Genomic DNA, 13,729 nt, shown 5'->3' with positions numbered 1-13,729 from the left:
CGCCCCGAAGGATTGCCGTCGTCGGTTCCCGGTCACGCGGGCGACTCCGGTCGATGGTAGACATTGGTAAAGTGGACGCCTGCAACGGGAGTGCGACGTGAACGCCCTGATTGAATCCCAGACCACCGAAGTCGGCGCCGAGGAGCGGATGGTCGACGCGCTGCTGTCGCGTGGAAAGCTCAAGGAGCCCGATCTGGCGCGGGCGCGGCGGGTGCAGGAGGAAACCGGCGGCAGCCTGTTGTCGCTGCTGTCGCGGCTGGGGCTGGTGTCCGAGCGCGATCATGCCGAGACGGCCGCCGACGTACTGGGCCTGTCGCTGGTCAGCGTCAAGGAATTGCCCGAACTGCCGCCCGAGGCGACGCCGTTGTCGGTGCGCTTCCTCAAGCAGTTCCATGTCTGCCCGGTGGGCGAGGACGAGGCCGGCGTGGATCTGCTGGTGGCCGATCCGCAGGACGGTTACCCGGTCGAAGCCGTGCAACTGGCGACCGGCAAGGCGGTACGCCAGCGGGTGGCGTTGCGTTCGGAGATCGATGACCTGATCGAGCGTTACTTCGGCCAGGGACGCAGCGCGATGGGCGCCATCGTGGAGAACGCCGACGGCGAGACCGCCGGCGACCTGGACGACGTCGAACACCTGCGCGACCTGGCGTCCGAGGCGCCGGTGATCCGCCTGGTCAACCTGATCATCCAGCGTGCGGTGGAACTGCGCGCTTCGGACGTGCACATCGAGCCGTTCGAGAACCGGCTGAAGGTCCGCTATCGCGTGGACGGCGTGCTGGAGGAGGCCGAGAGTCCGCCCGCCAACCTCACCGCCGCCGTGATCAGCCGCATCAAGATCATGGCCAAGCTCAACATCGCCGAACGCCGGCTGCCGCAGGACGGCCGCATCATGCTGCGCGTGCAGGGCAAGGAGCTGGATCTGCGCGTCAGCACCGTGCCCACGGCGCACGGCGAGAGCGTGGTCATGCGTTTGCTGGATCGCGAGACCGTGGTGTTCGATTTCAAGCGCCTGGGCTTCACCGACGCGTTCCTGCCGCAGTTCCAGAAGGTGCTGGAGCAGCCGCATGGCATCCTGCTGGTGACCGGGCCGACGGGTTCGGGCAAGACCACCACGCTGTACACCGCGCTGAGCAAACTCAACACCAGCGACGTCAAGATCATCACCGTCGAGGATCCGGTCGAATACCAGATCGAGGGCATCAACCAGATCCAGGCCAAGCCGCAGATCGGGCTGGATTTCTCGCATGCGCTGCGCAGCATCGTCCGCCAGGATCCGGACATCATCATGATCGGCGAAATGCGCGATCTGGAAACCGCGCGCATCGCCATCCAGTCCGCGCTGACCGGCCACCTGGTGCTGTCCACGCTGCACACCAACAACGCCGCCGGCGGCATCACCCGCATGCTCGACATGGGGGTGGAGGATTATCTGCTCACTTCCACGATCAACGGCATCCTCGCCCAGCGCCTGGTGCGCCGGCTGGAGCCGACCCACGCCGAGCCGTACCGCGCCTCGCCCGAGGAGATCGAGAAGTTCGGCCTGCGCCGCTTCCAGCCGGAAGGCGACATCGTCCTGTACCGCCCGCGTCCGTCGGCCGTCGCGCCGACCGGCTACCTGGGCCGGACCACGATCATCGAATTCCTGGTGATGAACGACGAACTGCGGCGTGCGGTGATGCGCCACGCCGGCATGGGCGAGATCGAGGAGATCGCGCGGGCGGGCGGCATGCAGACCATGTACGAGGACGGCATCGCCAAGGCGCTGGCCGGGCAGACCACGATCGAGGAAGTCCTGCGGGTCACCGAGGAAGCCTGATCGCCGACGACGGGCAGGGTGTCCGCGGCGCCCGGCGATGGAATGGCCGCATGGGGCAGGGACGCCATGCCGCGCGTTCCGGGACGAATCCTGGGCGCCTGACATCCGAGCTTCAAGCAAACGACGTTTCGCTGCACTGCGGCTTTCCCGCGGGCGGACGGGAGGCAATACTCCGGGGACTGAAAACGTTTTCAGTGGACCGTTCCTGGAGGAGTCGTGGCGCGCACCGTTTCCCGCCGGCTGGCCGGCGCCCTGCTGTTTTCACTGGCCGCGGCGGCCCAGGCGACCGGGTCGTCCCCGGCGCCCGAGGGGAGGAAGACCTATGCCAATCCGATCGACATCGATTACCGCTACAACTTCGAACAGTTGAACCAGGAGATCTCCTATCGCACCGGCGCCGATCCGGTGGTGGTCCGGCATGGCGATGCCTACTACCTGTTCCAGACCCTGGCCGACGGCTACTGGCGCTCGACCGATCTGGTGGATTGGCGTTTCATCGAACCCAGTCGTTGGCCCTTCGACAGCATGGTCGCGCCGGCGGCGATTTCCGATGGCGACCGCCTGCTACTGATGCGCTCGATGTTCGGTCCCGGCGCGGTGCTGGTCAGCCGTGACCCGGAACATGGCGTTTTCGATTTCTTCACCCGCCGGACGCCGGAGCTTCCCAACGCGGTGCGTCCCGGCATGGATCAGTTCATGCAACCCTGGCGCGTCGGTGACCCGCAACCCACCGAGGTTCCGCCTGGACCGTGGGATCCGTCGTTCTTCAAGGACGACGATGGCCGCTGGTACCTGTACTGGGGATCTTCCGATACGTTTCCGCTCTACGGCATCGAGCTCGACATGGATCGCGGCATGCGCTACATCGGCAAGCCACGCGCGCTGATCCTGCTGGATCCGAAGCGGCATGGCTGGGAGCGTTTCGGCCAGGACCATCGCGAGGAGAACAGCCCCACCTACATCGAGGGCGCGTGGATGAACAAGGTCGGCGGCCGCTACTACCTGCAATACGGCGCGCCCGGCACCGAATACAACGCCTACGCGACCGGCGTCTACGTCGGCGACGGTCCGCTGGGGCCGTTCGAGTACGCGTCCTACAACCCGGTGGGCTACAAGCCCGGCGGGTTCGTGCATGGCGCCGGACACGGCTCCACCTTCCAGGATGCGCATGGCAACTGGTGGAACACCGGGACGCCCTGGATTGGCTACAACTGGACCTTCGAGCGGCGGATCGCGATGTTCCCGGCGGCGTTCGGCGCGGACGGGCAGATGTCCGTGTCCACGCGCTTCGGCGACTTCCCCCACTATGTGCCGGATGCCGCCAACGCCGATCCGGAAAGCCTGTTCACCGGCTGGATGCTGTTGTCCTACCGCAAGCGCGCCAGCGCGTCGTCGGTGCACAAGGATTTCGCCGCGGCCAACGCCACCGACGAGAATCCGCGCACGTTCTGGGTTGCCGCGGACAATGCGGCCGGACAGACGCTGAGCGTGGATCTGGGCGGCGAGCGCAGCGTGCGCGCGGTGCAGGTCAACTTCGCCGACTACCAGTCCGGACTCTATGGCGATTCGGATGACATCTATACCGAGTTCCGCCTGGAGTACTCGCTCGACGGCCGCCACTGGCAGCCGCTGGCCGCCACCGACGGACCGCGCCGGGATCGGCCCAACGCCTACCTGCCCCTGGCCGCGCCGGTGCGCGCGCGGCACGTGCGCTACGTGCATGGCCACGTCGGCGCCGCGCACCTGGCGATCAGCGATTTGCGGGTGTTCGGCAATGCAGACGGAAAATCCCCCGCGACCCCGCAACGCGTGCAGGCCAGGCGCGACGCCGATCCGCGCCAGGTGACCGTGCAATGGCATCCGGTGACCGGCGCGGTGGGCTACAACGTGCGCTGGGGAATCGCGCCGGATCGCCTGCATTCCACCTACCAGGTGTTCGCGGATCAGCCGACACGGCTGGAGGTCCGGGCACTGAACGCGGGCGTTTCCTATCACGTCGCGGTCGAGGCATTCGATGAGAACGGGGTCTCTTCCCTGAGCGAAACGGTTCCGATCCCGTAGCGCGGAAATCCTGCGCGCGTATGCTTAGGGGCTCGGACGCCAAGGAAGCCCCTGCCGATGCCCCTGTACCGCTACAAGGCCCTGAACCCGCGCGGCGAATTGCTGGAAGGCCAGATGGAGGCCAGCAGCGACGCCGAAGTGGCGACGCGCCTGCAGGAGCAGGGGCATCTGCCGGTCGAGGCGCGCCTGGCGGCCGACGTCCGCGGGGGCACCTCGCTGCGCGGACTGCTGCGCCAGCAGCCACTGGCCGGGGATCGCCTGGTCCAGTTCACTCAACAGCTGGCGACCCTGCTGGGCGCCGGGCAGCCGCTGGATCGGGCATTGTCGATCCTGCTGGACATGCCGGAAGAAGGGCGCGCGCGCGACATCATCGCCGACGTGCGCGACGCGGTCCGCGGCGGTGCGCCGTTGTCGGTGGCGCTGGAACGCCAGCATGGCGTGTTCAGCCGGCTCTACATCAACATGGTTCGCGCCGGCGAAGCCGGTGGCAGCCTGCAGGACACCCTGGCCCGGCTGGCTGACTACCTGGAACGCAGCCGCAACCTGCGCGGTCGCGTGATCAACGCGTTGATCTATCCGGCCATCCTGGTGGTGGTGGTCGGGTTCGCGCTGCTGTTCCTGCTGGGCTACGTGGTGCCGCAGTTCTCGCAGATGTACGAGAGCCTGGACGTCGAGCTGTCCTGGTTCACCCGCGGGGTGATGGCGACGGGTGCGTTCGTGCAGCAGGCCTGGTTCGTGCTGATTGCCGTGCCCGCCGTGCTGCTGCTCTGGTTCGACCGCAAGCGCCGGGATCCGGCGTTCCGTGATCGTTTCGATCGCTGGATCCTTGAACGGAGACTGGTCGGCCCGCTGGTGGCACGGCTGGAGACCGCCCGCCTGGCGCGCACCCTCGGCACCCTGCTGCGCAACGGCGTGCCGCTGCTGGCCGCGCTGGGCATCTCCCGCAACGTGCTGTTCAACCGGGCGCTGTGGGCGGACGTGGACGCCGCCGCCGACCAGGTCAAGAACGGCCACGGGCTCGCCGCCTCGCTGGGCAAGGGCAAGCGGTTCCCGCGCCTGGCGCTGCAGATGATCCAGGTGGGCGAGGAATCCGGCGCGCTGGACAGCATGCTGCTCAAGACCGCCGATACCTTCGAGCAGGAAACCGGGCAGGCCATGGAACGACTGCTGGCGCTGCTGGTCCCAGTCATCACCCTGGTGCTGGCGCTGGTCGTGGGCCTGGTCATATTGGCGGTGCTGTTGCCGTTGTATGGTCTGACCAACGCCATCGGCTGAGCCCGGTTGGCCGAACAACCGGTTCAGGCACCATCCACCAGACTTTTTCCCCTCACTTCATCAACGCATACGACAGGAATACACCGATGCGCCAGCCCTTCCGAACCCGTTCCGGCCCCCGCTTCCGTTCGCCGGCCTCGCAGTCCGGCTTCAGCCTGCTGGAAATCATCATCGTGCTGATCCTGATCGGCGGGATCATGGCGCTGGTCGGCAGCCGCCTGCTGGGCGGCGCCGATCGCGGCAAGGCCAATCTCGCCAAGACCCAGATCCAGACCCTGGCCGGCAAGGTCGAGAACTACCAGCTCGACACCGGCAGCCTGCCGTCGCGGCTGGACGATCTGGTAACGGCGCCGACCAATGCGGCGGGCTGGCTGGGACCCTACGCCAAGCCGGCGGAACTGAAGGACCCGTGGGGCCATGTGATCGAATATCGGACGCCGGGCGAATCCCAGCCGTTCGATCTGATGAGTTACGGCAAGGACGGCAAACCCGGCGGCGAGAGCTACGACGCCGACATCCGGTTCCAGTAAGCCGGATACGGCGCGATGCGCGGCCTTCGCACTTCCTTCCGAGCGCCGCGCGATGCCCGCGGCGTTTCGCTGTTGGAAATGCTGCTGGTGGTGATGCTGATCGCCATCGCCGGCACGCTGGCGGCGATGGTGCTGACCGGTGGACTGGATGGCATGCGCCTGCGTTCGGAGGCGCGCGAAATCGCCGCGCAGTTGCGCTACACGCGGGCGCAGGCGATGGCGACCGGCAAACCGCAGCGTTTCGTCATCGATCCGGAAAATCGCCGCTGGCAGGCCCCCAACCGGCATCGCGGCACGGTGCCGGCGTCGCTGGGCATCGCCTTTGTCGGCGCGCGCCAGGTCCAGCCCAAGCCGGGCGTGGGCGCGATCATGTTCTTCCATGACGGCGGTTCCAGCGGTGGCCAGATCCGGCTGAGCAGCGGCCAGGCCGTTTGGCGCATCGACGTGGCCTGGCTGACCGGCGAAGTGCAGGTGGTCCGCGGGGGCGGCGGCACATGAGGCGTCCGCACGGTTTCACCCTGCTGGAGGTGATCGTGGCGTTCGCGCTGATGGCGCTCGCGCTGACGCTGCTGCTGGGTTCCCTGTCCGGCGCCACCCGCCAGATCCGCGCGGCCGACGACGCGACCCGCGCCTCGCTGCACACCCAGTCGCTGCTGGCGCAGATCGGCGTGGGCGAGTTCCTGCAGCCGGGCCGCCGCGAGGGCGAGTTCGAGAACGGCCGCTACCGCTGGGAACTGGAGATCGCGCCGTATGACGATCCGATCAAGGCACTGACGCCGATTCGGGATCCTTCGGCGCCGGAACTGCTGCGCCTGCGCCTGATCACCCGCTGGGGCGACGAGCCACGGCAACGGATCGTATGGGACACGCTGCGGCTGGTGCCGCCGGATCCCAATCGCAGCCGGAGCGTGCCGTGAGCCGCCGCGCGCATGGATTCACCCTGCTGGAGATGCTGCTGGCGCTGGTGCTGCTGGCGGCGGGACTCGCGCTGGCCTTCGCCACGGTGCGCGCATCGACCACGATGGTCGAGCGCGGCGAGATTCGCGCGCAGCAGAACGAACGCGCGCGTGCGGTGGAAGGTTTCCTGCGCCAGCGCATCGGCACCGCGTTGCCGGTGGTGTTCGCCACCGATCCGGCCACGTTCCGGCAGTCGCGTTTCCTTGGCGAGCCGAGGCGCATCCGCTTCGTCGCGGATCTGCCCAACTATCTCGGTCGGGGCGGACCGCACCTGTACGACCTGACCTTCGACGAACGGGGACGCCTGATGGCACGGTTCGCGGTCGTGCAGGCCGGCCAGACGGTGGAGACGCCGGACCCCATCGCCCCCGAGCTGATGGCCGACGGCCTGCGCACCGCGCGTTTCCGCTATCGCGGCCTGGACGAGAAGGGGCAGCCCGGCCCGTGGCAGGAAGCCTGGCGCACCGCGGAAATCCTGCCCTTGCAGGTGGCGGTGGAGGTGGAAACCGAGGCCGGCGCGCGCTGGCCGGAACTGATCGTCACCCTGGTGCACAGCGAGGGCGGCGCAGGGGGCGGCGCGCAGCCGCCGGGAGGCCTGTGATGCGCGAACGCGGCGCGGCGCTGTTGCTGGTGCTGTGGCTGACCGCCTTGCTGGCGGCGCTGATCGGCGCGTTCGCGGTGACCGCGCGGATGGAATCGCTGCAGGGCCAGGTTGCGCGGGATGGCACCGTCGCCCGCGAACTGGCCCGCGCCGGCATCGACTACGCATTGGTGCGGATTGCCGATCAGCAGCCGCAGACCCGCTGGATGCCGGATGGACGTGGCTACGACTGGATGTTTTCCGGCAGCCGCCTGCGGATCAATGCGATCGACGAAAGCGGCAAGGTCGATCTGAACCAGGCCGACGTCCGCCTGCTGGAACAACTGCTGCGGGTGCGCGGCGTGCCGGAGGAAACCGCACCGCAGCTGGCCGCCGCGATCCTCGACTGGCGCGATGCCGATTCGCTCGGACAGCCGCGCGGTGGCGCCGAGGATCCGGATTACGCCGCGGCCGGCCTGGAATACGGCGCCAAGGACGCGCCGTTCGAGAGCGTGGCCGAACTGCAGCAGGTCCTGGGCATGACATCCGAGTACTACGAGCAGCTGGCGCCCTACCTGACCCTGTACTCCGGCCGCACCTTGCCGGATGCCAATTACGCGCCCGGACCGGTGCTGGTCGCGATGGGCCTGGATGCCGAACGGATCCTCGCCCAGCGTGCTTTGCCTCCCGATCAGGCCGGGGCCCAACTCGTCGGCGGCGGAAGCGGCACGTATAGTATCGAGAGCCACGCGACGCTTCGCGATGGACGGGAAGCGACGTTGCGCGCGGTGATACGGGCCGGCGGCGGTCCCGTGCCGGGGATGGCGTACACCGTTTTGCGCTGGGAAGAGGGAACTGCACCGCCATGAGCACGATCCGCGACAGCATGGACAGCCTGCGCGCGCGCCTGTTGCCGGGAGCCGGTGGGCTGCTCGGATGGTGGGGCAGGGCGCTGGCCAGTTGGCTGCCGCACCGCTGGCGCTCGCTGCTGGGCCTGACCCAGGATCGCCTGCTGCTGAGCCAGCAGGAGGATCAGGGGGTACTGGCGTGGCAGAGCACGGAAGGCGTGCGCGAGCTGGCCCGCCTGCCGTTGCCGCTGGAGGCCGGCGATCTCGACGGCCTGCTCGGCAAGCGCATGGCCGGCCTGCCGCGCTGGCTGCTGCTGCCGGCCGACGCGGTGTTGCGACGGCCGTTGGTGTTGCCCGCGGCGGCGGCGGACAGACTGCGCGACGTGGTGCGATTCGAGATCGATCGGCAGACGCCTTTCGGCGCGGACGATGTCTGCTACGACGCCAGCCTGCGCCAGCGGCGCGAGGATGGCCAGCTCGAAGTCGATCTGATCGTCATCCCGAGGGCGCGCTTCGACGCCGCGCTGGCGCCGCTGGGTGGCCTGGCCAGTGAACTGGCCGGCGTGGACGTCGCTGCCCTGCAGGGAACACCGCTGGGCGTGAACCTGCTGGCGCCCGCCGAACGCCGGATACGGCAGGCGCCGATGCGCGGCTGGCACCTGATCCTGGCTTCGCTTGCGTTGGTGGCGGTGGTGTTCGCCGCCTGGACGATACTGGACAACCGGCGCAACGCGGCCGACGAATTCGAAACCGCGTTGCGCACCCGCACCGAACAGGCGCGCCGGGTCGCCGCGCAGCGACAGCAACTGGTGGACCTGGTCGAGGGTATGAACGCGCTGGAGCGTACGCGCGCGCAGCGCCCGACCGCGGTCGAGGTACTGGATGAACTCAGTCGCCGGCTGCCGGACGGTACCCATCTGGAAAAGATGTCCATCGAAGGTGATCGGCTGGTCGTGATCGGCCTGAGCCAGGAAGCTTCCTCGCTGGTCGCCAAGCTGCAGGGGTCTCCGCTGTGGCGCTCGCCCGCGCTGAGTGGCGCCCTGCAGCCGGACCAGACCCGCCGCCGTGATCGCTTCACCCTCACCGCACAGCTGGTCGGTACCACGGCCCCTCCCACCCCCGGCACCGGAGATCAGAATGGCAAGCGCGCTGACTGATCGCGAGCGCTGGCTTGCATTGGGCCTGCTGGCCGCCGTGCTGCTGCTCGGCTACCTGATCCTGGTGCATCCCTGGTGGACCCAGCCGATGCTGGAAGTGAACGAACGCATCCAGGCGCTGCGCGAGCGCGAATTGCGCGTGCGTACGCAATTGCAGCAGGCGCCCGCGGTGGAGAAGCAGTTGGCGGCGGCGCTGGCCCTGCAGGCGCAGCGTCCCGGTTTCCTCGGCGAAGCCAGCACCGAACTGGCCACCGCCGGCCTGGTCCAGCGCCTGGAAGCCGTGGTCAAGGAAGCCAGTCCCGGCAACCGCAGCTGCGGCATCGCCAACCAGTCGCCGTTGCCACAGGCCACCGGCGAGCGCTTCGCGCGGGTGGCGGTGCAGGTACGCCTGCGCTGCGGCACCCCGGAACTGGCCGCGGTGCTGCATGCCCTCGAATCCGGCAGCCCGCGCCTGTTCGTGGACAATCTCAACATCCTCTCCAGCAACTACGCCTACATGGCGCCGGAAGGCGGCACGGGCGGGCTGGACGTCACCTTCGATCTGTACGGCTACCTGAAGCCCGGCGTGGTCGCGCCGACCGCCCCCGCCGCGCCCGCGGCGATGACGATGCCGGAGGGCGGCGATGCGCCTTGATTCGCTCGGTCCGCGCACCTTGTTGCTGGGCACGGTCGCCGGCTGGGCCGTGCTGGTGGCGATCCTGGCCCTGGCCGGCCTGGGCGGCCGCATCACGCCGCTGGCCGACGATCCGGGCAGCGCCCCGCGCCTGCCCACCTTGCCCAAGGCGGCGCCGGAGCGCCTGGGACCGTTGGCGCAGTACTCGGAACTGGTCGCGCGTCCACCGTTCTACGAGGCCCGGCGGCCGCAGCCGTTCTACCTGACCAACGACGCCGAAGCGCAGGCGCCGAGCTTCGACTATGTCCTGACCAGCGTGCTGATCACGCCCGGCTTCCGGATGGCGATCCTGCAGCCCAGCCAGGGTGGCGAAGGCGTTCGGATCAAGCAGGGCGAAGCGGCCAGCGCCGCGCCGCAATGGACGCTGGTGGACCTGCAGCCGCGTACCGCGGTGTTCGAAGGCCCGGAAGGGCGGCGCACCCTGGAACTGCGGGTGTTCGACGGCACGGGCGGCCAGCCGCCCAGCGTATCGGGGACACCGCCGCCGATCGCCGCGCCGGTTCCCGTGCCGCCGCAGACCGGTGGCAACGCGCCGCCAAAACCCGCTCCGGGCAATGCGCCGGCCACGGGCCAGGTGGTGCCGGTCCAACCGGCGCAGGAACCGGCCGAGCAGCCGGCGATGACCACCGAGCAACAGATGGAAGCGATCCGCAAACGCATCGAGGCGCGCCGCGCGCAGATGCGCCAGCAACAGGGCCAGGCGGTTCCGCCGCCCGCGCCACCACCCAATCCGAATCAGTAGAGTGCCGGCATGAAGTCACGCCTATTCCTGTTCTCCGTTTGCCTGGGCCTGCTGGCGGGTTGCGCCACCGCGCCCACGCCGGACGTCCGGCGCGCCGGAGAAACCCCGGCCACCCCGGGTACCGCCCAGACCTCGCCGCTGTCAGAAACCGAGGAACCCGAAAGCGGTCCCCGGCCGGTGATCCGCCGCGGCAGCGGCCAGATGATCAACCGTGGCGCGGCGGCGGCGCCGATGCCGTCGCTGGGCGGTGCCAGCTCGGGTTCGGCCAGTTTCAACTTCGAAGGCGAATCCGTGCACGCGGTGGTCAAGGCCATCCTCGGCGACATGCTCGGCCAGAACTACGTGATCGCGCCCGGCGTGCAGGGCACGGTCACCCTGGGCACGCCCAAGCCGGTGTCGCCCGCGCAGGCGATGACCCTGCTGGAACAGGTGCTGGCGCAGAACAACGCGCGCATGGTCTACAGCGACGGCCGCTACAACATCATGCCGGCCGACCAGGCGATGGTCGGCACGGTCGCCCCGCGCACCGGCGGCGCCGCCAACGCGCGCGGCTACGAGGTGCGGGTGGTGCCGCTGCGCTTCATCGGCGCCACCGAGATGAAGAAGGTGCTGGAGCCGTACGCGCGCCCCAACGCCATCGTCAACATCGACACCACCCGCAACCTGATCACCCTGGCCGGTACCCGTTCGGAACTGGAGAACTACCTGCGCACGGTCGAGGTGTTCGATGTCGACTGGCTCTCGGGCATGTCGGTGGGCGTGTTCCCGCTGGAAACCGGGCAGGCCACCAAGGTGGTCGCGGATCTGGAAAAGGTGTTCGGCGAAACCAGCAAGACCCCGAGCGCCGGCATGTTCCGCTTCATGCCGCTGGAGGGCGCCAACGCCGTGCTGGTGATCACCCCGCAGCCAGCCTACCTGGATCAGATCCAGCAGTGGCTGGAACGCATCGACAGCGCGGGCGAGGGCGCGCGACTGTATTCGTACGAACTGAAGTACATCAAGGCCAAGGACTTGGCGCAGCGGCTGGCGGAGGTGTTCGGTTCCGGCAGCGGAAACCGCGGCGATACCACCGGCGGCAACGGCAATGCCTCGCTGATGCCTGGCGCGGATCCGACGCAACTGGGTGACAGTAGCTTGCTGGGCCAACAGAGCGACGGTTTTGATACTGGCAGCGTGACCGGTGGCAATAGTGGCGTTGGAGGCGGTTCGGGAAGTGGGCTGGGTAATGGTGGCTTCAGTCTGAATCCGCGTCGCGACGGCAATGGTTCGGTCACGCTGCAGGTCGAGGGCGACCGGGTGGGCGTGGCTGCGGTGGATGAGACTAATACGCTGCTGGTGCGATCCAGCGCCAGTGCATGGAAGTCGATCAAGGATGTTATCGAAAAGCTCGACATCATGCCGATGCAGGTCCATATCGAAGCACAGGTGGCCGAGGTCAAACTGACGGGGAAACTCAGTTACGGCGTGAACTGGTTTTTCGAGAATGCGGTGGTGAACGAGGCTCGCCTAGCCAGTGCAGCTGGTCGGCGCATCTGGGGTGATATCAGCGGCAGCATCCGGGGCGATGCAAACGCGCCGGGTCTGGGCTGGACCTTCCTGGGCAAGAATGCGGCCGCCATCATCGAAGCACTGGAGGACGTTACGGACGTTCAATTGCTGCAGACTCCGTCTGTCCTGGTGCGCAACAACGCAGAAGCCACATTGAATGTCGGCACCAAAATTCCGATCAATTCGGTCAGCATTACTCCGGACCAAACTTCCAACACATACAGCCAGGTTCAATACCTGGATACGGGTGTGATCCTGAAGGTGCGTCCTCGCATCACCAAGGACGGGATGGTGTTCCTGGACCTAGTCCAGGAAGTCAGTTCACCTGGTGCGCGACCGGCTAGCTGTGACGACACCACCACCGGATGCAATGTGCCCATCGATACCCGACGCCTGAAGACCGAAGCTGCTGTCCGCACCGGAGATACCATCATGCTCGCGGGCCTGATCGGTGACTCGGTCGACAATGGATCGCGAGGGCTTCCTGGTCTTACCAAGCTGCCAATTATCGGTGGTCTGTTCGGCAACAAGCGCCAGAACACGGATCGACAGGAGGTGATCATTCTATTGACGCCGACCATCGTCAGGGATCCCCAGGATGCGCGGAATCTCACCGATGAATATGGCCGCCGATTCCGTTCCATGAAGCCCTTGTACGCACCTGAAAAAAAATGACCGGCGCCAGCGCGTTGCAGTTGCCCATCATCCTGCTGCCAATCGGCGTGGACGATGATGCACTGGACGCATGTCTGGGGTCGCTAGACGCGGGCACACCTGATGGGACGCGTATCTGGCTAGCCGATGACGCACAGGCAAGCCCACGTGGGCTTGCCATCGTCGAACGTTGGCTGCAGCGCACGCGACTGCAGGCGGACTACACCCGACGTCCGCGCCCGGTCGGCGAAGTCGCGCATCTAGACGAAATGCTCCGTGCCTGCGGCGATGCCGATGTGGTGATCCTCGCGCCGGATGCACAACCGCTACCGGGCTGGCTTCAGCAAATGGTTGCCTGTCTCGCCCGTGATGCATCCATCGCTACTGCCACGCCGTGGTGCAATGCAGGCGAAGCTGCATCCTGGCCACGTCTAGGAGAAATATCACCTCCGCCCGCTGACTTCGAGCGCACGGCGCGTGCGTGTGCGGGGATGCCGCCGGCACATCCTGAACTACCCGCTGCGGTAGCACATGCCGTCGCTCTTCGAGGCAGTGCCCGCAAGCGTGCTGGGGGTTTGGATGCCAGCAGCTATATGTCTTGGTATGCAGCGCTGATCGATTTATCGCTGCGTCTCGCCGGTCTGGGCTGGCGAAATGCCTTGTGTGAAACTGCTTTCGTCGCGCGTGGCGGCGAAGGCCTACCCGCCGATGGCGATATGGACACTATCAATGCGCGTTGGCCTGCTTGGCACGCGAGACTCGCGGGTTGCTTGATGGAAGATCCACTACGGCCTTATCGGGAGAACTTGACAAGGATCTACATGGACATTGGCTCGCCAGAGCCACAGCGCCAATTGTTCCAGTGATTCTCGGCACAAAAAGACCCAT

13 protein-coding genes are annotated in these 13,729 nt (G+C 67.4%); all 13 read left to right on the top strand.

Going from position 1 to position 13,729, the window contains the following annotated elements:
- Positions 1-148 precede the first annotated feature (148 nt).
- The 13 genes from gspE (at position 149) to IQ458_RS16160 (ending at position 13,707) form a co-directional block, all read left to right on the top strand.
- Positions 149-1,816, top strand: a complete 1,668-nt coding sequence (gspE, locus tag IQ458_RS16220) for a type II secretion system ATPase GspE (protein ID WP_203323480.1) — start codon at positions 149-151, stop codon at positions 1,814-1,816.
- 216 nt (positions 1,817-2,032) lie between these two features.
- Complete coding sequence (locus IQ458_RS16215; RefSeq protein WP_203323470.1) at positions 2,033-3,877, top strand: family 43 glycosylhydrolase; 1,845 nt, start codon at positions 2,033-2,035, stop codon at positions 3,875-3,877.
- A 57-nt stretch (positions 3,878-3,934) separates the two neighbouring features.
- A complete protein-coding gene (gene xpsF, locus IQ458_RS16210) occupies positions 3,935-5,152 on the top strand; it encodes a type II secretion system protein XpsF (protein ID WP_203323469.1) in 1,218 nt (405 codons plus the stop codon).
- An 86-nt stretch (positions 5,153-5,238) separates the two neighbouring features.
- Positions 5,239-5,682: a type II secretion system major pseudopilin GspG gene (gspG, locus tag IQ458_RS16205; RefSeq protein WP_203323468.1), complete on the top strand. Its 444-nt coding sequence runs from the start codon at positions 5,239-5,241 to the stop codon at positions 5,680-5,682.
- 15 nt (positions 5,683-5,697) lie between these two features.
- Positions 5,698-6,180 carry a type II secretion system protein XpsH gene (xpsH, locus tag IQ458_RS16200; protein WP_225562311.1) on the top strand — a complete coding sequence of 161 codons (483 nt, stop codon included), beginning with the start codon at positions 5,698-5,700 and terminating at the stop codon, positions 6,178-6,180.
- Positions 6,177-6,599 (top strand): type II secretion system protein XpsI, encoded by a 423-nt coding sequence (gene xpsI / locus IQ458_RS16195; protein WP_183639086.1) that lies wholly within the window; start codon positions 6,177-6,179, stop codon positions 6,597-6,599. The genes xpsH and xpsI overlap by 4 nt, the downstream gene beginning before the upstream one ends.
- Positions 6,596-7,240: a prepilin-type N-terminal cleavage/methylation domain-containing protein gene (locus IQ458_RS16190; protein WP_328805209.1), complete on the top strand. Its 645-nt coding sequence runs from the start codon at positions 6,596-6,598 to the stop codon at positions 7,238-7,240. Before xpsI ends, IQ458_RS16190 begins: the two co-directional genes overlap by 4 nt.
- Positions 7,240-8,088, top strand: coding sequence for a type II secretion system minor pseudopilin (locus IQ458_RS16185; protein WP_235996901.1), 849 nt, complete (start codon positions 7,240-7,242; stop codon positions 8,086-8,088). Before IQ458_RS16190 ends, IQ458_RS16185 begins: the two co-directional genes overlap by 1 nt.
- Positions 8,085-9,224, top strand: coding sequence for a PilN domain-containing protein (locus tag IQ458_RS16180; RefSeq protein WP_203323465.1), 1,140 nt, complete (start codon positions 8,085-8,087; stop codon positions 9,222-9,224). Before IQ458_RS16185 ends, IQ458_RS16180 begins: the two co-directional genes overlap by 4 nt.
- Positions 9,205-9,858 carry a type II secretion system protein GspM gene (gene gspM, locus IQ458_RS16175; RefSeq protein ID WP_203323464.1) on the top strand — a complete coding sequence of 218 codons (654 nt, stop codon included), beginning with the start codon at positions 9,205-9,207 and terminating at the stop codon, positions 9,856-9,858. Before IQ458_RS16180 ends, gspM begins: the two co-directional genes overlap by 20 nt.
- The gene (locus tag IQ458_RS16170; RefSeq protein WP_203323463.1) at positions 9,848-10,639 is read left to right on the top strand and encodes a general secretion pathway protein GspN; all 792 of its coding nucleotides are present in this window, start codon (positions 9,848-9,850) and stop codon (positions 10,637-10,639) included. The genes gspM and IQ458_RS16170 overlap by 11 nt, the downstream gene beginning before the upstream one ends.
- Positions 10,640-10,648: 9 nt before the next feature.
- The gene (gspD, locus tag IQ458_RS16165) at positions 10,649-12,862 is read left to right on the top strand and encodes a type II secretion system secretin GspD (protein WP_203323462.1); all 2,214 of its coding nucleotides are present in this window, start codon (positions 10,649-10,651) and stop codon (positions 12,860-12,862) included.
- Positions 12,859-13,707, top strand: coding sequence for a glycosyltransferase family 2 protein (locus IQ458_RS16160; protein ID WP_203323461.1), 849 nt, complete (start codon positions 12,859-12,861; stop codon positions 13,705-13,707). The genes gspD and IQ458_RS16160 overlap by 4 nt, the downstream gene beginning before the upstream one ends.
- Positions 13,708-13,729 lie beyond the last annotated feature (22 nt).

This window comes from Pseudoxanthomonas beigongshangi, assembly GCF_016820515.1.
Lineage (GTDB): Bacteria > Pseudomonadota > Gammaproteobacteria > Xanthomonadales > Xanthomonadaceae > Pseudoxanthomonas_A > Pseudoxanthomonas_A beigongshangi.
This window is presented reverse-complemented; position numbering and strand designations above follow the sequence as displayed.

Excerpts from the sequence above, each read along its gene's own strand:
- gspE (WP_203323480.1), top strand. The coding sequence starts at position 149 with ATGGTCGACGCGCTGCTGTCGCGTGGAAAGCTCAAGGAGCCCGATCTG.
- xpsF (WP_203323469.1), top strand. The coding sequence starts at position 3,935 with ATGCCCCTGTACCGCTACAAGGCCCTGAACCCGCGCGGCGAATTGCTG.
- gspG (WP_203323468.1), top strand. The coding sequence starts at position 5,239 with ATGCGCCAGCCCTTCCGAACCCGTTCCGGCCCCCGCTTCCGTTCGCCG.
- xpsH (WP_225562311.1), top strand. The coding sequence starts at position 5,698 with ATGCGCGGCCTTCGCACTTCCTTCCGAGCGCCGCGCGATGCCCGCGGC.
- xpsI (WP_183639086.1), top strand. The coding sequence starts at position 6,177 with ATGAGGCGTCCGCACGGTTTCACCCTGCTGGAGGTGATCGTGGCGTTC.
- IQ458_RS16185 (WP_235996901.1), top strand. The coding sequence starts at position 7,240 with ATGCGCGAACGCGGCGCGGCGCTGTTGCTGGTGCTGTGGCTGACCGCC.
- IQ458_RS16180 (WP_203323465.1), top strand. The coding sequence starts at position 8,085 with ATGAGCACGATCCGCGACAGCATGGACAGCCTGCGCGCGCGCCTGTTG.
- gspM (WP_203323464.1), top strand. The coding sequence starts at position 9,205 with ATGGCAAGCGCGCTGACTGATCGCGAGCGCTGGCTTGCATTGGGCCTG.
- IQ458_RS16170 (WP_203323463.1), top strand. The coding sequence starts at position 9,848 with ATGCGCCTTGATTCGCTCGGTCCGCGCACCTTGTTGCTGGGCACGGTC.
- gspD (WP_203323462.1), top strand. The coding sequence starts at position 10,649 with ATGAAGTCACGCCTATTCCTGTTCTCCGTTTGCCTGGGCCTGCTGGCG.
- IQ458_RS16160 (WP_203323461.1), top strand. The coding sequence starts at position 12,859 with ATGACCGGCGCCAGCGCGTTGCAGTTGCCCATCATCCTGCTGCCAATC.